The organism is Yersinia sp. 2553 StPb PI (genome assembly GCF_052217105.1).
GTDB lineage: Bacteria > Pseudomonadota > Gammaproteobacteria > Enterobacterales > Enterobacteriaceae > Yersinia > Yersinia enterocolitica_E.
This window is the reverse complement of record NZ_JAZGPX010000002.1, coordinates 40,635-61,200: the sequence shown is the minus strand read 5'-3', so window position 1 is coordinate 61,200 and position 20,566 is coordinate 40,635. Positions and strand designations below refer to the sequence as shown.

The window sequence follows — 20,566 nt, the reverse complement described above, 5'->3', positions numbered from 1 at the left end:
ACAAGATGAATCCGCTGGTCTATTTTTCCAGCTCTTCGGAGAACACTCACCGTTTTGTCGAAAAGTTAGCACTCCCGGCAATACGCATCCCCATTGCCGGTGCGCGAGGGAAACTACAACTTGAGCAACCCTATATTTTATTAGTACCCAGCTATGGCGGCGGCAGCACGATAGGAGCAGTACCGATACAGGTTATTCGATTTCTAAATGATCCACACAACCGTTCATTGATCCGCGGCGTTATTGCGGCGGGTAACACTAATTTTGGCGACGCCTATTGCCTGGCAGGGAAAATCATCTCCCAAAAATGTCAGGTTCCTTATCTGTATCGCTTTGAACTACTGGGTACAGCAGAAGATGTGGCTAACGTGCGCAAGGGAGTAACTGAATTTTGGCAACGACAGAACTGAATATCACTGATCCATCCAGTAGCGAGCTTGACTATCACTCACTGAATGCGATGCTAAACCTCTATGATGCTGATGGACGTATCCAGTTTGATAAAGACCGGTTGGCGGCACGTCAATATTTCTTGCAACACGTCAATCAAAACACCGTGTTCTTCCACAATTTGCAAGAAAAACTCGATTATCTGGTCGAAGAAGGATATTACGAGAAAGAGGTGCTGGCTCAGTACGATTTCAGCTTTATCAAAAGCTTATTCCAGCAGGCCTATAGCAAAAAATTTCGTTTTCCCACTTTCCTTGGCGCCTTTAAATATTACACCAGCTATACCCTGAAAACCTTTGATGGCAAACGTTATCTGGAACGCTACGAAGACCGTGTTTGCATGGTGGCGCTGACACTGGCAGCAGGTGACCCGACACTGGCGCAAGAACTGGTAGAAGAGATAATCTCTGGTCGATTCCAACCGGCCACCCCGACATTCCTCAATTGTGGTAAAAAACAGCGTGGTGAGCTTGTCTCCTGCTTCTTGTTACGCATTGAAGATAATATGGAATCAATTGGCCGCTCCATTAACTCAGCGCTGCAATTGTCCAAGCGTGGCGGCGGGGTCGCTTTCCTGCTAAGTAATATTCGTGAAGTCGGTGCGCCAATCAAACGGATTGAAAACCAATCCTCCGGCGTCATCCCTATCATGAAAATGCTGGAAGATGCCTTTTCTTATGCTAACCAGTTGGGCGCACGGCAAGGTGCGGGGGCAGTATATCTCCATGCCCATCATCCCGATATTTTACGTTTTCTGGATACCAAACGCGAAAACGCCGATGAAAAAGTTCGTATAAAAACCCTCTCATTAGGTGTGGTTATCCCGGATATTACCTTTGAGTTGGCGAAGAATAACGAAGAAATGTACCTGTTCTCTCCTTACGATGTAGAACAGGTTTACGGTTTACCGATGTCAGAAATCAGCATCAGCGAAAAATACCGCGAGATGGTCAATGACAAGCGCATCCATAAAAGCAAAATCAAGGCACGCGAGTTCTTCCAGATTCTAGCCGAGATCCAGTTTGAATCCGGCTATCCCTACATGATGTTTGAGGACACAGTTAATCGCGCCAATCCGATTAAAGGTCGAATCAATATGAGTAACCTGTGCTCAGAAATTTTGCAGGTTAATTCACCAACCGAATACAATGACGATCTTAGCTATCGCCATATCGGTAAAGATATCTCTTGTAACCTTGGTTCGATGAATATCGCGCATACCATGGATTCACCAGACTTTGGCAAATCGATTGAAACCGCTATTCGTGGGCTGACTGCCGTCTCCGATATGAGCAATATCCGCTCAGTACCTTCTATCGAGAAAGGTAATCAAGAATCCCATGCCATTGGCTTGGGGCAGATGAATCTGCACGGTTATCTGGCCCGCGAGCGTATTTTCTACGGCTCTGAAGAGGCGCTCGATTTTACTAATATCTACTTTTATAGCGTGGTATATCACGCCATCCGCGCCTCGAACCAACTGGCAATAGAACGAGGCCACCACTTTAAAGGCTTTGATGAGTCAGATTATGCCTCGGGTACTTATTTCACAAAATATATCGAGCAGAGCTGGCTGCCTAAAACCGCCAAAGTACAGGCACTATTTGCTCAGGCAGCTATTGTACTGCCCGACCAGCAAGATTGGGCCGCGTTACGCCAATCAGTGATGGAACACGGTATTTATAACCAGAACTTGCAGGCGGTGCCGCCTACCGGTTCTATTTCCTATATCAATCACTCGACATCGAGCATTCACCCGATTGTCTCACCGATTGAGATTCGTAAAGAAGGCAAGATTGGCCGAGTCTATTATCCCGCACCTTATATGACTAACGATAACCTTGAATATTATCAGGATGCTTATCAGATAGGGCCGGAGAAAATTATCGATACCTACGCTGAGGCAACACAGCATGTCGATCAAGGGCTATCACTGACCCTGTTCTTCCGTGATACCGCCAGTACCCGCCATATTAATAAAGCGCAAATTTATGCCTGGAAGAAAGGGATTAAGACCATTTATTACATCCGGCTGCGTCAGATGGCGCTTGAAGGCACTGAAGTCGAAGGTTGTGTTTCTTGCTCGCTGTAATTCGCGGCACTGAATGAATAAAAATGGTTGATAAGGAAAATGATATGAACGCAGTAAAACCGATAACACACGTCAGTGCCATTAACTGGAATAAGATTGAAGACGATAAAGACCTAGAAGTATGGAACCGCCTGACAGCTAATTTCTGGTTGCCGGAAAAAGTCCCACTATCAAATGACATTCCCTCTTGGGCAACGCTGACACCTAATGAACAACAGCTTACGATTCGGGTTTTTACCGGCCTGACACTGCTGGATACTATTCAGAATACATTGGGTGCGCCGGCACTGATTAAAGATGCCATTACCCCTCATGAGGAAGCGGTATTCTCAAATATCAGCTTTATGGAGGCGGTCCATGCTCGCTCTTATAGCTCTATTTTTTCTACTCTTTGCATGACATCTGATGTGGACGATGCCTATCGCTGGAGTGAAGAGAATGACCCACTACAAAATAAAGCCAATATTATCTTACAGCACTATCATAATGATGACCCACTGAAGAAAAAGATAGCCAGTGTATTTCTGGAATCATTTTTATTCTATTCCGGTTTCTATTTACCGATGTATTGGTCCAGCCGGGCAAAATTAACCAACACTGCCGATCTTATTCGATTAATCATCCGTGACGAGGCAGTACATGGTTATTATATCGGCTACAAATTTCAGAAAGGGTTGGAGAAAGTCGACAATAGTCGCCGCCAGGAAATAAAGAACTTTGCCTTCGATCTGCTGCAAGACTTATATGACAATGAGGTGCGTTACACCGAGGATCTGTATGATAAGGTTGGCTGGACCGAAGATGTCAAAAAGTTCCTTCATTATAATGCTAATAAAGCATTAATGAATTTAGGTTATGAAGCCTTATTCCCTACCAGTCAGGCAGCAGTCAGTCCGGCCATTCTGGCGGCATTATCACCAAATGCAGACGAGAATCACGATTTCTTCTCCGGTTCTGGCTCCTCTTATGTGATTGGTAAGGCAGTCAACACCGAAGACGAAGATTGGGATTTTTAAGCGTTCCCTATCGGTGCCCCACCCTCACTTTTATGGCATAAAAATGAGGCGATCCACATCCACTGGCAGCCGCAGCAAGGCTGCCCTCTATTTGGTGATGATTTAATGCCTCAATCACCTTGTAAACTCACCACCACTCATCCGCTATATTTACCTACGCAATGAACAGAACCACAACTAAAAACTGAAATTATTACCTGACTACTAATTTAGGCGCAGGCCAGTATATAAGGGGGATTCAGCATGTCTCTTGTGACGATAAAAATGTCATATCAGCACGATGACGGATGCTCAAGCCCAAGGCTGACCACAAGAAAAATCGAGGGAATATAATCAATAACAGTATATTCAATAGAATGAATATATATGGACAATATTCACGCTATTAACTGGCTAATTATAGCCCACTCAGCATATCAATATTAAGCAAGATGTGAACATCAAAAAACCACAATATTAACGTATGTAAATTAACAGATTAAAAAGATATATCCTGGGATAAGGTCTATTACAATTCAGATTATAAGAACATTGAGGGTTGTCTCAGATTCTCATTGTGTTAGGGTATATGGCGCTCTATTTTTTCATCAGGATAACATTGATCGAATAAACATAATTCAAAATTGACAGAGGAATACACCAGCTGCATGGCAATTAAACTCGAAGTAAAGAATCTATATAAAATATTTGGTGAGCATCCAGAACGGGCTTTTAAGCTGCTTGAATCAGGTAAGAATAAAGAGCAGATATTTGCCAAAACTGGTTTGTCCGTTGGCGTTAAAGATGCCAATCTGGCCATTGAAGAAGGCGAGATATTCGTCATCATGGGGTTATCCGGTTCTGGTAAATCCACCCTGGTACGCCTTCTCAATCGTCTGATAGAACCCACCCGTGGAGAAGTACTGATCGATGGCGAAGATATTGCCAAAATATCTGATAGTGCCCTGCGCACCGTACGCCGTAATAAGATCAGTATGGTCTTTCAGTCCTTTGCATTAATGCCCCATTTGAATGTTCTCGATAACACCGCATTCGGTATGGAGCTGGCTGGCGTCCCTTTGCAGGAACGTCACGACAAAGCGCTGGAAGCACTGCGTCAGGTGAGTCTGGAAAGCTACGCCCACTCCTACCCCGATGAACTTTCCGGCGGGATGCGTCAGCGCGTCGGTTTAGCCCGGGCGATGGCCAATAACCCTGACATCTTATTAATGGATGAGGCCTTTTCAGCGCTAGACCCCTTAATACGTACAGAAATGCAAGATGAGCTGGTCAAATTACAGGCCAAACATCAAAGGACCATTGTCTTTATCTCTCATGATTTGGATGAAGCCATGCGCATTGGTGATCGTATCGCCATTATGCAGGGCGGCGAAGTAGTACAGGTCGGCACCCCGGATGAAATACTGAATAATCCGGCTAATGACTATGTGCGCACCTTCTTCCGTGGCGTCGATATCAGCCACGTCTTTAGTGCCAAGGATATCGCGCGCCGTCGCCCGGTATCATTAATTCGTAAAACTCCGGGTTTCGGCCCTCGTTCAGCGTTAAAACTGCTTCAAGATGAAGACCGCGATTATGGCTATGTGCTGGAACGCGGGCAGAAGTTTATTGGCGTGGTATCGATAGATTCACTGAAAAAAGCCTTGGCGGAGAGCCAGTCGCTGGATAGTGCCTTACTGGCCGATCCAGCGCCGGTTCCCGCAGATATGCCCCTCAGTGAGTTGATTTCACTGGTTGCCCAGGCCCCGTGTGCGGTCCCTGTGGTCGGTGAAGACAACAGTTATATCGGTATTATTTCCAAAGCCATGCTGTTGCAGGCTTTAGATAAGGAGACGCCAAATGAGTGATCCAATTCAAAGCAGTACCCCCGTAGACAGTAATCCTTGGGCGACGGATGCGGCAGCTTCAGCAGCACCGGCGGCAACAGATACCGCCCCTCAGACACTGTCAGCCGCTGTTGACCCGTGGGGAGCGAGCATGGCTGAGGGTAGCCATGCCGCCAGCAGTACCAGCCATGAGGTTGCTTCTCAGGCCGTTCAGAGCACTGCGACACAAAGTACCGATTGGTTGAATAGTACTCCGGCCGCTGCTCCCGAGCATTTCAGTCTGATGGATCCGTTTCATAACACCTGGGTGCCACTGGATTCCTGGGTCACCCACGGTATCGACTGGGTTGTGCTGCATTTTCGCCCCCTGTTCCAGGGCATTCGCGTGCCGGTTGATTTTATTCTCAGTGGCTTTCAGCACCTACTACTGGGTATGCCAGCACCGATCGCCATTCTGGTTTTCGCGCTGATCGCCTGGCAGTTCTCCACCTTAGGAATGGGCGTAGCAACCCTGATATCACTGGTTGCTATTGGCGCTATCGGTGCGTGGTCACAAGCAATGGTGACACTGGCGCTGGTTCTGACTTCGCTGTTCTTCTGTATTCTTATCGGGCTACCGATGGGGATATGGCTGGCACGCAGTAATAATGCCGCACGTATAATTCGGCCGTTACTGGATGCCATGCAGACTACACCGGCATTCGTTTATCTGGTGCCCATCGTCATGCTGTTCGGTATCGGTAACGTCCCCGGCGTGGTCGTGACCATCATCTTTGCTCTGCCACCCATTGTTCGTCTGACCATTTTGGGCATCAAACAGGTACCAGAAGATCTTATCGAAGCCGCTGAATCCTTTGGTGCCAATCCACGCCAATTACTGTTCAAAGTGCAGTTACCGCTGGCGATGCCAACCATCATGGCGGGTGTGAACCAAACCCTGATGCTGGCACTGTCGATGGTAGTCATCGCCTCGATGATTGCTGTAGGGGGCTTAGGTCAAATGGTACTGCGCGGTATTGGCCGCCTTGATATGGGGCTGGCCGCAGTCGGCGGTGTCGGTATTGTGATTCTGGCGATCATCCTTGACCGCCTGACCCAATCATTAGGCCGCGATCGCCGTACCAAAGGCATTGGCCTCTGGTATACAGCCGGCCCGATTGGTCTTATCACCAAACCTTTTAGAAATACTAAGTAATTTCAAATTATTACGCTCAAATTTAAGCGTAATTGTCGCAGGCAGTTTGGACATGGACAGCGCGCAATCACCGCAATGTACACATAGTACGTAAGGATGATGAGCACTGTCCTCGTTCAAAATGGCAAGTAAAATAGCTTAAAAAGGAACAACTATGCGTTCGACAGGAATCTGGGCCTTGGCCCTCACCACACTGATCAGCACTCAGTTATCCGCCGCAGAATTACCGGGCAAAGGCATCACTGTCCAGCCGCTGCAAAGTACCATTTCGGAAGAGACCTTCCAGACCTCTCTGGTCAATAAAGCCTTGGAAAAACTCGGTTACGATGTCCAACCGACCAAAGAAGTAGATTACAACGTCGCGTATTCAACTATCGGCGCAGGTGATGCCACCTATCTGGCGGTAAACTGGGAACCACTGCATAACGACCAATATAATGCTGCCGGTGGCGATGCCAAATTTTATCGTCAGGGTAACTATATTGAAGGATTGGCACAGGGTTATCTGATCGATAAAAAAACCGCTGATAAATACCACATTACCAATATTGAGCAGCTAAAAGATCCGAAAATCGCCAAATTGTTTGATGCTAATAACGATGGTAAAGCCGATCTAACCGGCTGTAACCCAGGTTGGGGCTGTGAAGCGCCGATAAATCATCAGATCAAAGCTTATGGTCTGAGCGATACCGTTATCCATAATCAGGGTAACTATGCCGCGATGATTGCCGATACGATTACACGTTACAAAGAAGGCAAACCAATCCTGTATTACACCTGGACACCTTATTGGGTCAGTGATGTATTGGTGCCGGGCCGTGACGTAGTATGGTTGCAGGTTCCATTCTCTTCCCTGCCAGATAAAACTATCGACACCAAGCTGTCTAACGGTGCGAACTACGGCTTCCCACCGAGTGTGATGCATATCGTGGCTAACAAAAAATGGGCTGAAGCTAACCCGGCCGCCGCTAAGCTGTTCTCTATCATGAAATTATCGATTAATGATGTGAATGCTCAGAACATGCGGATGCACGCGGGTGAATCGTCAGATGCCGATATTGAACGTCATGTGAATGGTTGGATTCAGGCCCATCAGGCCACCTTTGATGGTTGGGTAAAAACAGCCGCGCAAGCAGGTAATGCGAAAGCTACGCAGTAAATTCTAAATGGGTTTATTGATGTGTTACCCAAGGGGGGAGTTCTATTATTTTGCCCCCCAGCGGCTTCAAGTACCAAGGGTATACCCAAAGTAATTGGAGTTGCAGGTAGGCAGCAAGCGAATGCATCCCAATGAGCTTACACAGTCAAGTGATTTGGGTAAGTGAGCGTAGCTAACACCCCTGCAGCTTCAAGTGCCAAGGGTATAGATACAACGAAGCCCTGAGTTAGCAATAACTCAGGGCTTCTGAATGTTGGCGGTGCGGACGGGACTCGAACCCGCGACCCCCGGCGTGACAGGCCGGTATTCTAACCGACTGAACTACCGCACCACGCTGCTGTTCCGGTTAAGAACGAGACGGATATTACGTATGGAATGCAATCTCGTCAATACTTTTTCCAGCAAAATAAGCCGGTTGCGCAGTTTTTCATCTGGAAATCATTTTATTCTGCATTTGCACTATCTTCCGATTCAAGCGGCATCCGCCACAAACAACTGCCGCCCTTCTTCATCACCAAATCCAGACGCGATTCATGGGCTGACAACTCCTCTTCAGCCGCATAAATTACTTTCAACGCAGATGCTGGCCGGGTAATACGCTGGATATTTTCAGAAGAATCATTCTGCGACTGATCACCTTCCATAGAGAAAGACAGAGACGTCTGGCCGCCGGTCATCGCCAGATAAACTTCTGCCAGAATTTCGGCATCGAGTAATGCGCCGTGCAACGTTCGCTTGGTATTATCTATCAGATAGCGATCGCATAACGCATCAAGGTTATTACGCTTGCCGGGGAACAGGCGGCGCGCCAATAACAGGCTATCGGTGATGGTACAGAAGGTTTCCGTTTTCGGAATATCCTGCTGCAACATACGGAACTCGTAATCCATAAAGCCGATATCAAACGCCGCATTATGAATGACTAGCTCAGCACCACGGATAAACTCGAGAAACTCCGGTGTAATATCAGCAAATGTGGGTTTATCGGCCAGAAACTCATCACTGATACCATGGACACCGTAGGCCTCTGGGTCGACCAGACGGTCCGGTTTCACATACACATGGAAGTTTCTGCCGGTCAGACGGCGGTTGATCACTTCAACAGCACCGATCTCAATAATCCGATGGCCTTCATAATGAACGCCCAGCTTATTCATACCAGTGGTTTCAGTATCCAGAACAATCTGTCTGGTCGGGGTAACTTGCATATTGCCAGTGCTCATAGCGCTCGTTTATGTCAGACTTAACGTTTAAACAGATAGGAAGAGTCTACCAGAGATGACTAAACAGGTAGAAATTTTCACCGACGGATCTTGCCTTGGCAATCCTGGCCCCGGTGGTTATGGCGCAATTATGCGTTACAAACAACATGAAAAGACCTTTAGTGCTGGCTACCGTTTGACAACCAACAACCGTATGGAGTTGATGGCTGCTATCGTCGCCTTGGAGGCATTGACATCACCTTGCCACGTGACGCTCAGCACTGACAGCCAATACGTGCGTCAGGGCATCACACAATGGATCCACAACTGGAAAAAGCGCGGGTGGAAAACCACAGACCGCAAACCGGTACGTAACGTCGATTTATGGCAACGGCTGGATCTGGCAATCCAAGGCCATACCGTACAATGGGAATGGGTTAAAGGCCATGCTGGCCATCCTGAAAATGAGCGCTGCGATGAACTGGCACGTCTTGCGGCCAATTCACCGACACAAGACGATATTGGTTATATCCCCAACTAACTCTTCTTACCTGACGTTGCCACGGTATTAGTGGCTTTCACACACCGAATCAAGGTTGGTCGCGATAACTTTTGGTTGCGCCAACCGCACGGCTAAACCAAGGCTTACGTGCACCAAACTTCATCGGATTAAATGTCAAAGGTATGGTGCGCTTACGGGCCACAATCAGGCTGACACACCCCAGCGCATGTAGATGGGTGCTGATAAAGCGCCCACCTTCTTTATGCCAGGGTAAAACGTGAAAGCACGACATATGCATAACTTCATAATTCAGCAAACTCAGCCAATCCAGCAAACGCATCTGAGTAAACATTCGGCTAATATAAGGCTGCCGCTGGCGTAATATTGGCACCAGCTTGCCGGCACCCAGCACACTCATCGGATTGAAGTTACTGATAATCAACCAGCCGTCATCAATAAGCACCCTATCTGCTTCACGCAAAATACGATGTGGGTCAGTGGCATAGGCTAAAGAATGAGATAACAGACAGGCGTCCACTGACTTTTCAGCAAAAGGTAACTGGTATGGGCTGGCCAGCACCTGCATATTAGTACCTTGTTCCCCCACATTAACCTGATGGGAGATAGCACATTTATCGCTGGCGATTTCCGCACTCAACTGGCCTATTTTCAACAGATGAAAACCAAATAGCTTCGGCCACCAAGGTTGTAATTGCTGTTCGAGCGCTGCGCGATAATACTCTCCCCAAGGTAACTCCGCCCAAGATGCAGGCGCATCGATCTGTTGGTGTGTTTGCGCTGGTTTCATGTTTCTACCCAATAGATTTCAAGGTGCAGGAAGGTGGCAAGTAAGTGAACCCCGATAAGCTAACCCCCGTAAGTGATGCGGATGAACGGGAGCCGCCAATACACCTGCGATTTGAAAGATGACGGGTATATTATCTTCTTTCACACTCAAGCGGTTGCCAACAAAAAAGAGGTATCCAATGAATCTTATCAGTATTCCGGCATTTCAAGACAATTACATTTGGTTATTGGCAAACCCACAAAAACACTGCGTTATTGTTGATCCGGGTGAATCAGCGCCGGTGCTGTCTGCACTGGCACAAGGCCAATACACTCCTCAGGCCATCCTGCTCACCCATCACCACAACGATCACGTCGGTGGTGTGGCACAATTACACCGCCATTTCCCCAATATTCCCGTCTATGGCCCGCAGGAAACAGCAAATAAAGGTGCGACAGTTATCGTAAATGGGGGTGATCACCTGACAATTGATGGTCAAAACTACACCATTATCGCCGTCCCTGGCCATACCCTTGGGCACATTGCATACTACAGCGAACCTTATCTTTTCTGCGGCGACACGCTTTTTTCTGCCGGCTGCGGCAGACTATTTGAAGGCACACCAGAGCAAATGTATGCGTCAATTCAACGGCTGGCGCAGCTTCCCGCTGAAACCTTAATTTGCAGCGCGCATGAATATACTCTCGCAAATCTTAAGTTTGCCCGTTTCATTTTGCCCGCAGATCAAGATATTGCTACATATCAACAACAAATCATGCAATTACGGGCAAAAAACCTACCTAGTTTGCCGGTAAAATTGCAATTAGAGCGTAAAATTAATGTTTTTTTACGTTGCGATGACATTGATTTACAAAGGAAAATAGGCGTTATCTCGCCACCAGCCTCACTTGCTTCAGTTTTTTCCGAATTACGCGCCCAGAAAGACCGCTTCTGAGCTTTTAGTTGTGTTTTTTGTCGAAGCAAAGTATGATTGGTCGTCTTTTAAGCAACTGACATTGACACACACATGAAGACCAAAGCGATATTTCTCGCCTCAGTCTTGCTTGTTGGGTGCCAGACGTCCAAGCAGGACGTACAGGTTCCCGTACAGCATGCGCAGAGTTTGTCTTCAGCAGGTCAAGAGAGTGAAGCAGGAGAGTACACAAATAGCGTCCGAGAGGGCAGCGCGCGATGGCTTGATAGTGAAAGTGGCCTCGCGCAGCAAGATTTGTGGAACTTCATTAGCGACGAGCTGAAGATGAAGGTTCCGGAAAATTCCCGGATCCGTGAACAAAAGCAAAAATACTTAAGAAATAAGAGCTATCTCCACGATGTAACATTACGGGCAGAGCCGTACATGTACCTGATAGTCGAGCAGATTAAGAAACGTAAAATGCCGATGGAACTGGTACTGCTACCCATAGTGGAGAGCGCTTTTGACCCACACGCGACATCATCCGCCAACGCCGCAGGGCTATGGCAGATAGTGCCGAGTACAGGTCGAAACTATGGCTTGAAACAAAACCAATGGTATGACGGCCGCAGAGATGTGGTTGCGTCTACCAAAGCAGCGCTTGATATGATGGAGCGCCTGAACAAAATGTTTGACGGTGACTGGTTGTTAACAGTCGCTGCTTATAACAGTGGTGAAGGCAGAGTCATGCAAGCGGTTAAGGCTAATAAGGCAAAGGGTAAACCGACCAACTTTTGGGCATTGTCGCTTCCACGTGAAACGTCAATTTATGTTCCAAAAATGCTGGCCTTGGGTGATTTAATCAAGAACAGCAAAAAGTACGGTATAAACTTGCCAGAACCCGACAAAGACCGTGCATTAGCACGTGTTGATGTAGGTCAGCAGATACAGCTAACTCAGGCGGCTGAGATGGCGGGGATGTCACTTACTAAGTTGAAATCCTTTAATTCTGGGTATAAGCGCAATGTAACGGCACCTGATGGACATGGTCCTCGTTATATTATGTTGCCAAAGGCCCATGCTGAGCAGCTTAAAGATTCATTGGCAGATACTGATATTGCCGCCGTTCAACCAACCAAGTTGGCACAGAACAGCTCAAAATCAGCATCAGGTTCGCAGTATAAAGTTCGCTCCGGTGATACCTTATCTACGATTGCCAAGCGGTTGAATATCAAGACCAGCGATTTGCAGAGTTGGAACAACTTACGTGCCAAGAGCACCTTAAAAGTTGGGCAAACCCTGCAACTGGCAAGCAATACAACGACCAGCAACAGCATCACCTATCAGGTTCGTAAAGGTGATTCTTTTGCCAGTATTGCCAAGCGTCACGGTGTAAACACCGACGATGTGATGCGATGGAATTCGGTAGTCAGCAAGGCTAATAGTTTACAACCAGGCTTGAAATTGACGTTGTTCGTTAACGGCAAATCGACCCCGGATACGTAGAGTCAGAATCGCGATTAAAGCTGTTAAAAAGCACCCTTCGGGGTGCTTTTTTTATGGCTGGAATTCAACCAGCAGTGGATTGTGATCAGAGGCTCGGGTCACTAATACCGATGCATCTGCCAGAGTAAGACCCCGATAAAAGACAAAATCAAGCGGTCGGCCAAACGCACGGCTACGGTTATCAGCCCGGAATTCAACTTCAGCTAACCCCACCACTTGGGCAAAACACTGTAAAGCATTAACCCGCTGTCGGCTCCAGGCATTAAAATCCCCCGCCAGAATCACCGGGCCACGATGCATCGCGATTTGTTCCCCAATGGGCTCGAGTTGTTTACTGTAAACATCAACACCAAGACTGAAATTCACCGCGTGAATATTCACCACCATCAATAAACGGCCGTCATGGATTGGGTAAACAGTAATTAAGGCCGATTTAGACAACCGCAGTAACGGCTCTCTCTCACGCAGGGGGCAACAGTAGACCGGATGGGTGGCTGCAAGCGTCATCACACCTGAAGGGTGCTGAGGCAGTGCAAAGGCAGGAACCTGATCGGCGGCCTGATAGTGAGACGTAGCAAACCGCACCAGCTCAGGTGTTGTTTGTGCTTCTTGCAGTAACATCAGTTGAGTATCACGCCCGAATTCTTTGAGCACCGAGAGCCATTGCGCCCGCTGTTGCTTAAAGATATTCCACACCATCACCCGCAAAAATTCAGATGTTGGCAATGGCGCGCCTGGCGGTAACCCCAGCCCCAGTTGCTTAGCAGAACCTGGGAAGATTTGTTCAACCGGTTGACCTGCAACATATCGCATTGCATATGTTCGTTTCGGCACTTTGATGGCCTATTCCTTATTCGAAATCACTCTGGCTCGAGAGGTAACAACAGCCGGTAGTTCACTGATTATACGCCCAGATGCTCCTGTCAGTAATTTCTTTTAGCCACGATATTATTCTGATGTTGGGATACACAAGCAGAGATTCAATCTATGTGATTCATAATGCACTAATAAGCCTTCTATTAACAAAGAAGCCCACAATCGCGGGCTTCAATAGATACTGGCAGGGATTTAGCTGACAGCAACTTGCCGTGGGTGCTTCTTATCCAGCTTGCCACTCAGTGTCACCAGTAATAGCGCACCAATAACAATCACGCCACCGATCCAAGGGGTCTGAGCCAACCCAACCCGGATAACTGTCTGCCCACCAATAATCGATCCTAACGCGATTCCGACATTAAACGCCGCGATATTCAGGCCCGAAGCCACGTCAACGGCATGTGGCGTATATTCTTCCGCTTTCTGCACCACATAAACTTGTAAACCGGGGACGTTACCAAAGGCAAAAATCCCCATGACCAGCAACGTAATTAATGCCGCAATACTGTGGTTAGCACTGAATTGGAAAACAAACAGTAAGACAGCAAGTGCGGTAAAAATAAAACTCAAAGCAGGTACTGCACCATGGCGGTCTGCGAGTTTACCGCCCCAGATATTGCCGATAGCGACCGATACCCCATACGCCAGTAAGATCCAACTCACTGCGGCAGGTGAGAATCCTGCCAGTTCTTGCATCACTGGCGCGAGGAAAGTAAACATGGTGAAGAAACCACCGTATCCCAAGGCGGTAATGGCATAAATCAGCAGTAAACGTGGGTGGGTGAGCACCTGTAGTTGCTGCTTTATACTGGCTGAAGCCTTATTGGGGATATTACTGGGAACCAAAATGGCGCTGGCAATAATGGCAATGACCCCAATCAGTGACACCGCAAGGAAAGTCTCCCGCCAGCCAAAATGCTGGCCGATAAATGTCCCGAGCGGAACCCCAGTCACCAGTGCCACCGTTAAACCACCAAACATAATAGCAATCGCCGACGCCGCTTTCTCCTTTGGCACCAAACTGGTAGCAATAGTCGAACCAATCGAGAAGAACACACCGTGAGCCAGACCGGTGAGTAAACGAGCAACCACCAGAGTCTCATAACCAGGTGATTGCCAGGCTAATAAGTTCCCTAGGGTGAACAAGACCATCAAGCCAATCAATAGCATTTTACGCGGTATGCGCCCGGTTAATGCGGTTAACACTGGAGCACCAATAGCAACGCCCAATGCATAGATTGAAACTAATAAACCGGCGGATGGCACAGAAACTGCCAGTTGTTCTGCGATGGTCGGAACCAGCCCGACAATCACAAATTCAGTGGTACCAATAGCGAATGCACTGATGGTCAGTGCCCATAATGCAAGTGGCATAATTACTCCAGAAATACGGGTCAATTTGATAGCGGCTATTATGTACCTATGGTTAAATGACAAAAATGCTCAAAATATCAAAATATTTTTGCTGGAGTGGCAACAATGAAAGCGCATTCAGATGAACTGATTACTTTTGTTACCGTAGTGGAATGTGGCAGTTTTAGCCGTGCGGCAGAGCAACTCGATCAAGCTAATTCAGTCGTCAGCCGGACAGTAAAAAAACTCGAAAGCAAGCTAGGGGTGACGCTGTTAAATCGCACAACCCGGCAAATCAGCCTGACACAAGAAGGCGAGCACTACTTTCGGCGAGTGCAAAATATTCTGCGGGAAATGGCCACGGCGGAAAACGAGATACTCGATAATCAGTTAAATCCCAAAGGATTGCTGCGTATCGATGCTTCTACTCCAGTGGTGTTGCACATTCTGGCTCCGCTGATGGCGGAGTTTCGTCAGCGTTATCCGTTGGTGACATTATCACTGGTTTCGTCAGAAACCTTTATTAACCTAATTGAAAGAAAGGTTGATATTGCTATCCGGGTCGGCACGTTACAGGACTCAACCTTACGAGCCAGAAAGCTGATGACCAGTTATCGCCATATTTTGGCCTCACCTGCCTACCTAAAGCAACATGGTACCCCGCAAACGGTGGCTGATTTACAGCATCATTTATGTCTGGGGTTCAATGATTTACCGGTGCTAAATCGTTGGCCGCTCGCAGGTGCTGATGGGCAACTTTATGAAATAAATTCAGATTTAACGTCAAATAATGGGGAGACGCAACGCCGCCTTTGCCTTGAGGGAAATGGCATTGCTTGCTTATCGGATTTCATGATCAGAGGCGATCTACAACGCGGGGACTTAGTGCCGCTACTGGTAGAACAGACTCTACCCGTCGTTATGCCGATTAATGCGGTGTATTACAGTGATCAGGTCGTCAGTAACCGGCTGCGTTGTTTTATTGATTTTATCAATGAACGTCTGGCACAAATGTTCCCTGCAAAATAAAAAACCACCCAACATAGGGTGGTTCAGATAATGGTTTAAAGCGTGATCAATCCCATGCAGGTGCCAGGCCTTCAGGGCTGACTAACCTCTCACCACGATCCAACGACGCTATCAGTGCCATATCTTCGGCACTCAAGCGCAATTCCTGCGCTAACATATTACTGGCCAGATTAGCGGCTTTGGTCGATGACGGGATCACACTATAGCCCAGTTGCATCGCCCAGCTTAAAATCACCTGAGCGGGAGTGGCACCATGTTGCTCCGCAATCGTTTTAATCACGGGTTCTTCTAGCGCTTTACCATAAGCCAGCGTCATATAAGAAGTGATCGCTATGCCATTTTCTCTCGCAAATTCAACGACCTTACTGTTCTGCAATAAGGGTGACAGTTCGATTTGGTTAGTAGCAATTACCTCGGCCCCCACCGCCGCAATGGCCTGTTTCATTAAATCGATGGTGAAGTTAGAAATACCAATCTGCCGGGTTAAGCCCAGCTCTTTGGCTTTCACTAATTCAGCCATAAATTCAGCGACGGGTACTTCATCGTTTGGTGAAGGCCAGTGAATCAATGTTAAATCCACATAGTCTGTTCTCAGCTTCTGCAAGCTCTCTTGCAGGCTAGGGATGAGCTTGCCCTGCGCTAAGTTAGCAATCCAAATCTTAGTGGTGATAAATAACTCATCACGCTGGATGCCGCTTTGCGCAATAGCTTGGCCAACAGCTGCTTCATTTTCATATATTTGTGCGGTATCGATAACACGATAGCCCGCGGTTAATGCCTGACTCACTGAATCAATAACAACTTGATCTTGAAGACGAAAAGTTCCCAGGCCGAATGCAGGTACGCTCATAGTAATTCCTCATTTTGAATTTTTATCGTGCTTAGACATGTTTAAAATTGGCTGATTACCGGGGGCCATTTACCCGAGCCACCCGGTAAAAATCTGAACTGATTATGCCCAGAGTTTTATTGCCAAAAAATGCCATATTCAACACAATACTTTTGATAAAAAATCAACAATGAGGAAAGCAATGGCGGTTACGGCCAGCGACGGATCACCAATGAGGTGTTAATGCCGCCAAACGCGAAGTTATTTGTCTGGAAGAATTCGGTATCAATATAACGCCCCTCGCCCATCAGGTAATCCAGGTCACCACAGGCAGGATCAGGGTCGGTCAGATTAATGGTTGGTGCGAAACGCCCGGCCCGCATCATCTCCAGACTCATCCAGGCTTCAAGAGCACCGCAAGCCCCTAAGGTATGACCAAAATAACTTTTCAAAGAGGAAATGGGGGTCCGGTTACCAAAAACAGCCGCCGTAGCCTGGCTTTCTGCAATATCGCCACGCTCAGTCGCGGTACCATGAGCACTGATATAGCCAATATCAGTGGCAGCCAGGCCCGAGCTTAGTAACGCCTTTTCAATGCAGATTTGCATGGTCTCTTTTTGTGGTTGAGTAATATGGCTGGCATCGCAATTAGTATAAAAACCAATGATTTCACCGTAAATAGTGGCACCACGTGCTTTGGCGTGATCCAGTTCTTCCAGAATCAACGTGCCAGCCCCTTCACCAATAACCAAACCATCACGTTGGCGATCAAATGGCCTTGGTGATAATTTTGGTGAATCATTTAGCTGGCTAGTAGCAAACAAGGTATCAAATACCGCCGCCTCGGAAGGACACAGTTCCTCTGCACCACCAGCAACCATCACTTTCTGGTAGCCATGACGGATTGCTTCATAGGCATAACCAATTGCCTGACTACCTGACGTACAAGCACTTGAGGTAGGAATAACCCGCCCGCGCAACCCAAAAAACAGCCCAGTATTCACCGCCGCCGTATGCGGCATCATTTGCACATAGGTCGTGCCGGTAATATTGTTGGTGTGTTTTTCGGTTAACATCGTGGCAAATTCACTCACCGGCTTAGTGCTACCGGTAGAAGAGCCATAGGCAATCCCAGTATCCCCATTGGTAAGTACATCCTCCCCCATCAGACCCGCTTGCTCTAGCGCCAGCTCAGTGGCTCTGGTGGCCAATAAGGATACCCGCCCCATCGAGCGGATGCGTTTACGGGTGTAATGTGCGGGCACCACAAAATCATCAATCGGCGCACCTAAATGGGTATTCAACCCCTGATATTCTTCCCACTGCGGCATATATTGCACCGCATTTTGACCGGCATAAATACGTGCTGAAATATCCGCCCAGTTATTGCCAAAGGCAGTGACCCCACTCATGCCGGTAATCACAACTCTATTGATGGCAACCATCCTGCTGCTCATACCATTCCTCCATTAATTGAAATCACCTGACGCGTGACATAACCGGCGATATCTGACATCAGGTAACTGGCTAAACCAGCCACCTCTTCAGCTTCTCCCATCCGTTTAAGTGGGATCATCCGCATGGCTTCTTGCAGCGCGATAGGCTCCATATTGATCATGCCAGTATCAATCAACCCAGGTGCAATACAATTCACGGTAATCTTGCGTTTAGCCAACTCCAGCGCCAAAGCCTTACAAGCCCCGATAACCCCCGCTTTAGCCGCACTGTAATTCACCTGACCACGATTCCCCACCACACCGGAGACCGAAGAAAGCGCAATAATGCGCCCGCCGTTACGTAAACCGATCATCGGCATTACGCAGGGGTGCAACACATTATAGAAACTGTCCAGATTGGTATGAATGACGCCATCCCAATCTTCTTGCGTCAATGCTGGGAATGCACCATCACGCGTAATACCGGCATTGTTCACCACACCGTAGTAAGCGCCATGAGTGGCGATATCCTGCTCGAGTACCTCTTTACACTGCGGCCTGTCGCTGATATCAAAACAGATCAAGCGCCCTTCACCACCCGCCTCAATAATCTGAGCCAGTGTCGCTTCACCGCCAGTAAGATCTTGGTGATAATGAACAACCACTAAAAAACCATCCGCAGCCAGACGGTGTGCGATGGCCCGCCCGATCCCTTTGCTGGCCCCGGTGACTAAAACAGAACGCTTCATGCGCCTTTCCTCAATGTGAGTTTTTTTATTTCTTCGGCATCTGGCTGATAAGTATTTAGCCGACCACGAGCAACCTGCTTTCCAGCCATGTTGATACTGCACTCGAAACTGCCAATTTTTTCATCTTGCAGGATTAACTGGACACAAACCTGAAGTTCGCTACCCGCAGGAAATGCCGGTAATTCACAGCTGATAGCTCGCCCACCAAGTAGCATCCCTATCGTGGGAGGTATCGCTTGCGCCAAGCCATGCCAGCCACGCCACACGCCGATAGTTTGTGCCATTAATTCGATAGCAAACCAGTTGGGGAGGCAGCCCTGAGCATCGAGGAACGGCGCAAGCACCCCATGCTTACTCAAGGTGACCCTGCATTCAGCCCCGTCCTCCCCTACCCAATGGACGTTATCCAGCATCACCATTGGTGATTGATGTGGGAGGTAATGTTCAGCGGAATACGCCATCAGCCGGCTCCTAATATCACACACGCATTGTTGCCACCAAAAGCGAATGAGTTCGACAAAATAACCGGGGTTTTAAGTACTTCCGGCTTGGTGACCAAATTAATCTCGGCCAAAGTAGTATCCCAAGAAGCATGAGAAAAATCTTGTACTGGTAAGGGTAGAGTCCGGCTTAACATCAGCCAACTGAGTGCCGCCTCTGTGGCCCCAGCGGCCCCCAGCGTATGCCCGGTAAGATGTTTAGTTGAACTACAAGGGGTCTGATGACCAAAAACCCTATTCACGACCTGCGCTTCTATCTGATCATTTAACCGCGTCGCCGTGCCATGTAGATTGATGTAGCCCACATCAGCGGGCTGCAACCCTGCCTGACGTAATGCCATCCTGATAGCCTGTTCCGCCCCATGCCCTTCAGGATGGGGGGCGGACATATGCCAGGCATCGGAGGACTCCCCAACCCCGAGTAACGCTACAGGTGAAGGTTCACGTGATAATAAAATCAACGCCGCTGCCTCACCCACGTTGATCCCTTTGCGCTCGGCGGCAAAAGGGGTACAACGCTCAGCCGAAAGTGACTCCAGGCTATGAAAACCGTTGATGGGCATACGACATAAACTGTCAGCGCCACCGACTATCGCCGCATCGACTATTCCAGACTCAATCAAACGTTTACCGCTGATAATCGCCCGTACACTGGAAGAACAAGCCGTAGACACGGTATAACTCGGGCCATTCAGCCCCAAATAACGCGAGAGGAAGATGCTAGGATCGCCTAACTCCTGCTGTTGATAGTGATACCCTGGCGGAAACTGCCCGGCGACGTCACCAGAACCAGGCTGATATTCTCTAACCGCCCGTTCCCCCTCAAAAATACCTGAGGTGCTGGTTCCCATAATCACAGCAACCCGTGATACGCCATAGCGAAGAATGCATGCGGAAACCTCAGGTTGAATCTGCGACAATGCCGCCAACAACAGGCGATTATTCCGGCTATTGTGCTGTGAAAGTGGCTCGGGCAAGGTAGGCAATTCAGTATTCACCGCACCCAGCCAAATCGGCGAATCACCCAAGAGCCACCCTTGCTGGGGAGCCATGCCTGGGGCTAACCCGGCACGAAGGCTCGCACTCACTTCAGACAATGAGCTACCTAACGCATTAACCATGCCAACAGCAGAGAAATAGACCATC

At 48.2% G+C, this 20,566-nt stretch carries 19 protein-coding genes and 1 tRNA gene; 10 read left to right on the top strand and 10 right to left on the bottom strand.

What is annotated here, in order from left to right:
- Positions 1 to 5: 5 nt before the first annotated feature.
- The 6 genes from nrdI to proX all read left to right on the top strand — a co-directional run bounded on the left by nrdI (position 6) and on the right by proX (position 7,738).
- Complete coding sequence (gene nrdI, locus V2A84_RS01330; protein WP_083163019.1) at positions 6 to 410, top strand: class Ib ribonucleoside-diphosphate reductase assembly flavoprotein NrdI; 405 nt, start codon at positions 6 to 8, stop codon at positions 408 to 410.
- The gene (gene nrdE / locus V2A84_RS01325; RefSeq protein ID WP_442848516.1) at positions 392 to 2,542 is read left to right on the top strand and encodes a class 1b ribonucleoside-diphosphate reductase subunit alpha; all 2,151 of its coding nucleotides are present in this window, start codon (positions 392 to 394) and stop codon (positions 2,540 to 2,542) included. The genes nrdI and nrdE overlap by 19 nt, the downstream gene beginning before the upstream one ends.
- A gap of 44 nt (positions 2,543 to 2,586) precedes the next feature.
- Positions 2,587 to 3,558 carry a class 1b ribonucleoside-diphosphate reductase subunit beta gene (nrdF, locus tag V2A84_RS01320; protein WP_083164116.1) on the top strand — a complete coding sequence of 324 codons (972 nt, stop codon included), beginning with the start codon at positions 2,587 to 2,589 and terminating at the stop codon, positions 3,556 to 3,558.
- A 647-nt stretch (positions 3,559 to 4,205) separates the two neighbouring features.
- A complete protein-coding gene (proV, locus tag V2A84_RS01315; protein WP_083163015.1) occupies positions 4,206 to 5,405 on the top strand; it encodes a glycine betaine/L-proline ABC transporter ATP-binding protein ProV in 1,200 nt (399 codons plus the stop codon).
- Positions 5,398 to 6,579 carry a glycine betaine/L-proline ABC transporter permease ProW gene (gene proW / locus V2A84_RS01310; RefSeq protein ID WP_083163013.1) on the top strand — a complete coding sequence of 394 codons (1,182 nt, stop codon included), beginning with the start codon at positions 5,398 to 5,400 and terminating at the stop codon, positions 6,577 to 6,579. The genes proV and proW overlap by 8 nt, the downstream gene beginning before the upstream one ends.
- A gap of 154 nt (positions 6,580 to 6,733) precedes the next feature.
- Positions 6,734 to 7,738 carry a glycine betaine/L-proline ABC transporter substrate-binding protein ProX gene (gene proX / locus V2A84_RS01305; protein ID WP_083163011.1) on the top strand — a complete coding sequence of 335 codons (1,005 nt, stop codon included), beginning with the start codon at positions 6,734 to 6,736 and terminating at the stop codon, positions 7,736 to 7,738.
- A gap of 254 nt (positions 7,739 to 7,992) precedes the next feature.
- Here the strand turns inward: proX and V2A84_RS01300 are convergent.
- Both V2A84_RS01300 and dnaQ read right to left on the bottom strand, forming a co-directional pair.
- Positions 7,993 to 8,069: transfer RNA gene (locus V2A84_RS01300), tRNA-Asp, on the bottom strand.
- 112 nt (positions 8,070 to 8,181) lie between these two features.
- Positions 8,182 to 8,946, bottom strand: a complete 765-nt coding sequence (dnaQ, locus tag V2A84_RS01295; protein WP_083163009.1) for a DNA polymerase III subunit epsilon — start codon at positions 8,944 to 8,946, stop codon at positions 8,182 to 8,184.
- Positions 8,947 to 9,016: 70 nt separating this feature from the next.
- On the opposite strand from dnaQ, the gene rnhA reads away from it, so the two are divergent.
- Positions 9,017 to 9,481: a ribonuclease HI gene (gene rnhA / locus V2A84_RS01290; RefSeq protein ID WP_050074222.1), complete on the top strand. Its 465-nt coding sequence runs from the start codon at positions 9,017 to 9,019 to the stop codon at positions 9,479 to 9,481.
- Between the two features lie 49 nt (positions 9,482 to 9,530).
- Here the strand turns inward: rnhA and V2A84_RS01285 are convergent, their stop codons facing one another.
- Positions 9,531 to 10,250, bottom strand: coding sequence for a class I SAM-dependent methyltransferase (locus V2A84_RS01285; protein WP_083163007.1), 720 nt, complete (start codon positions 10,248 to 10,250; stop codon positions 9,531 to 9,533).
- A 178-nt stretch (positions 10,251 to 10,428) separates the two neighbouring features.
- On the opposite strand from V2A84_RS01285, the gene gloB reads away from it, so the two are divergent.
- Positions 10,429 to 11,184 carry a hydroxyacylglutathione hydrolase gene (gene gloB, locus V2A84_RS01280; RefSeq protein ID WP_420073214.1) on the top strand — a complete coding sequence of 252 codons (756 nt, stop codon included), beginning with the start codon at positions 10,429 to 10,431 and terminating at the stop codon, positions 11,182 to 11,184.
- Between the two features lie 72 nt (positions 11,185 to 11,256).
- Positions 11,257 to 12,648, top strand: a complete 1,392-nt coding sequence (mltD, locus tag V2A84_RS01275) for a murein transglycosylase D (protein WP_083163003.1) — start codon at positions 11,257 to 11,259, stop codon at positions 12,646 to 12,648.
- Positions 12,649 to 12,699: 51 nt separating this feature from the next.
- Here the strand turns inward: mltD and V2A84_RS01270 are convergent, their stop codons facing one another.
- Both V2A84_RS01270 and V2A84_RS01265 read right to left on the bottom strand, forming a co-directional pair.
- A complete protein-coding gene (locus V2A84_RS01270) occupies positions 12,700 to 13,482 on the bottom strand; it encodes an endonuclease/exonuclease/phosphatase family protein (protein ID WP_083163001.1) in 783 nt (260 codons plus the stop codon).
- Positions 13,483 to 13,716: 234 nt separating this feature from the next.
- A complete protein-coding gene (locus V2A84_RS01265) occupies positions 13,717 to 14,898 on the bottom strand; it encodes an MFS transporter (protein ID WP_083162999.1) in 1,182 nt (393 codons plus the stop codon).
- 105 nt (positions 14,899 to 15,003) lie between these two features.
- Between V2A84_RS01265 and yafC the strand changes: the two genes are divergently transcribed.
- Positions 15,004 to 15,906 (top strand): DNA-binding transcriptional regulator YafC, encoded by a 903-nt coding sequence (gene yafC, locus V2A84_RS01260; protein ID WP_083162996.1) that lies wholly within the window; start codon positions 15,004 to 15,006, stop codon positions 15,904 to 15,906.
- A gap of 46 nt (positions 15,907 to 15,952) precedes the next feature.
- Here the strand turns inward: yafC and dkgB are convergent, their stop codons facing one another.
- From dkgB to V2A84_RS01235, 5 genes are all read right to left on the bottom strand, one after another.
- A complete protein-coding gene (gene dkgB / locus V2A84_RS01255; RefSeq protein ID WP_083162994.1) occupies positions 15,953 to 16,756 on the bottom strand; it encodes a 2,5-didehydrogluconate reductase DkgB in 804 nt (267 codons plus the stop codon).
- Positions 16,757 to 16,944: 188 nt separating this feature from the next.
- Positions 16,945 to 18,180 carry a beta-ketoacyl-ACP synthase gene (locus V2A84_RS01250; protein ID WP_193784870.1) on the bottom strand — a complete coding sequence of 412 codons (1,236 nt, stop codon included), beginning with the start codon at positions 18,178 to 18,180 and terminating at the stop codon, positions 16,945 to 16,947.
- An 8-nt stretch (positions 18,181 to 18,188) separates the two neighbouring features.
- Entirely contained in the window at positions 18,189 to 18,920 is a 732-nt protein-coding gene (locus V2A84_RS01245; protein WP_083162990.1) for a 3-ketoacyl-ACP reductase FabG2, read from the bottom strand.
- Complete coding sequence (locus V2A84_RS01240; protein ID WP_083162988.1) at positions 18,917 to 19,381, bottom strand: ApeP family dehydratase; 465 nt, start codon at positions 19,379 to 19,381, stop codon at positions 18,917 to 18,919. The genes V2A84_RS01245 and V2A84_RS01240 overlap by 4 nt, the downstream gene beginning before the upstream one ends.
- A complete protein-coding gene (locus V2A84_RS01235) occupies positions 19,381 to 20,565 on the bottom strand; it encodes a beta-ketoacyl-[acyl-carrier-protein] synthase family protein (protein ID WP_083162986.1) in 1,185 nt (394 codons plus the stop codon). Before V2A84_RS01235 ends, V2A84_RS01240 begins: the two co-directional genes overlap by 1 nt.
- Position 20,566: the final 1 nt, after the last annotated feature.

What these genes read in the sequence shown, in the direction of transcription:
- V2A84_RS01240 (WP_083162988.1), bottom strand. Translation starts at nt 19,381, where the DNA reads ATGGCGTATTCCGCTGAACATTACCTCCCACATCAATCACCAATGGTG.
- yafC (WP_083162996.1), top strand. Translation starts at nt 15,004, where the DNA reads ATGAAAGCGCATTCAGATGAACTGATTACTTTTGTTACCGTAGTGGAA.
- V2A84_RS01250 (WP_193784870.1), bottom strand. Translation starts at nt 18,180, where the DNA reads ATGGTTGCCATCAATAGAGTTGTGATTACCGGCATGAGTGGGGTCACT.
- dnaQ (WP_083163009.1), bottom strand. Translation starts at nt 8,946, where the DNA reads ATGCAAGTTACCCCGACCAGACAGATTGTTCTGGATACTGAAACCACT.
- nrdI (WP_083163019.1), top strand. Translation starts at nt 6, where the DNA reads ATGAATCCGCTGGTCTATTTTTCCAGCTCTTCGGAGAACACTCACCGT.
- mltD (WP_083163003.1), top strand. Translation starts at nt 11,257, where the DNA reads ATGAAGACCAAAGCGATATTTCTCGCCTCAGTCTTGCTTGTTGGGTGC.
- proX (WP_083163011.1), top strand. Translation starts at nt 6,734, where the DNA reads ATGCGTTCGACAGGAATCTGGGCCTTGGCCCTCACCACACTGATCAGC.
- dkgB (WP_083162994.1), bottom strand. Translation starts at nt 16,756, where the DNA reads ATGAGCGTACCTGCATTCGGCCTGGGAACTTTTCGTCTTCAAGATCAA.
- proW (WP_083163013.1), top strand. Translation starts at nt 5,398, where the DNA reads ATGAGTGATCCAATTCAAAGCAGTACCCCCGTAGACAGTAATCCTTGG.
- V2A84_RS01245 (WP_083162990.1), bottom strand. Translation starts at nt 18,920, where the DNA reads ATGAAGCGTTCTGTTTTAGTCACCGGGGCCAGCAAAGGGATCGGGCGG.
- V2A84_RS01265 (WP_083162999.1), bottom strand. Translation starts at nt 14,898, where the DNA reads ATGCCACTTGCATTATGGGCACTGACCATCAGTGCATTCGCTATTGGT.
- rnhA (WP_050074222.1), top strand. Translation starts at nt 9,017, where the DNA reads ATGACTAAACAGGTAGAAATTTTCACCGACGGATCTTGCCTTGGCAAT.
- V2A84_RS01285 (WP_083163007.1), bottom strand. Translation starts at nt 10,250, where the DNA reads ATGAAACCAGCGCAAACACACCAACAGATCGATGCGCCTGCATCTTGG.
- gloB (WP_420073214.1), top strand. Translation starts at nt 10,429, where the DNA reads ATGAATCTTATCAGTATTCCGGCATTTCAAGACAATTACATTTGGTTA.
- V2A84_RS01235 (WP_083162986.1), bottom strand. Translation starts at nt 20,565, where the DNA reads ATGGTCTATTTCTCTGCTGTTGGCATGGTTAATGCGTTAGGTAGCTCA.
- nrdF (WP_083164116.1), top strand. Translation starts at nt 2,587, where the DNA reads ATGAACGCAGTAAAACCGATAACACACGTCAGTGCCATTAACTGGAAT.
- proV (WP_083163015.1), top strand. Translation starts at nt 4,206, where the DNA reads ATGGCAATTAAACTCGAAGTAAAGAATCTATATAAAATATTTGGTGAG.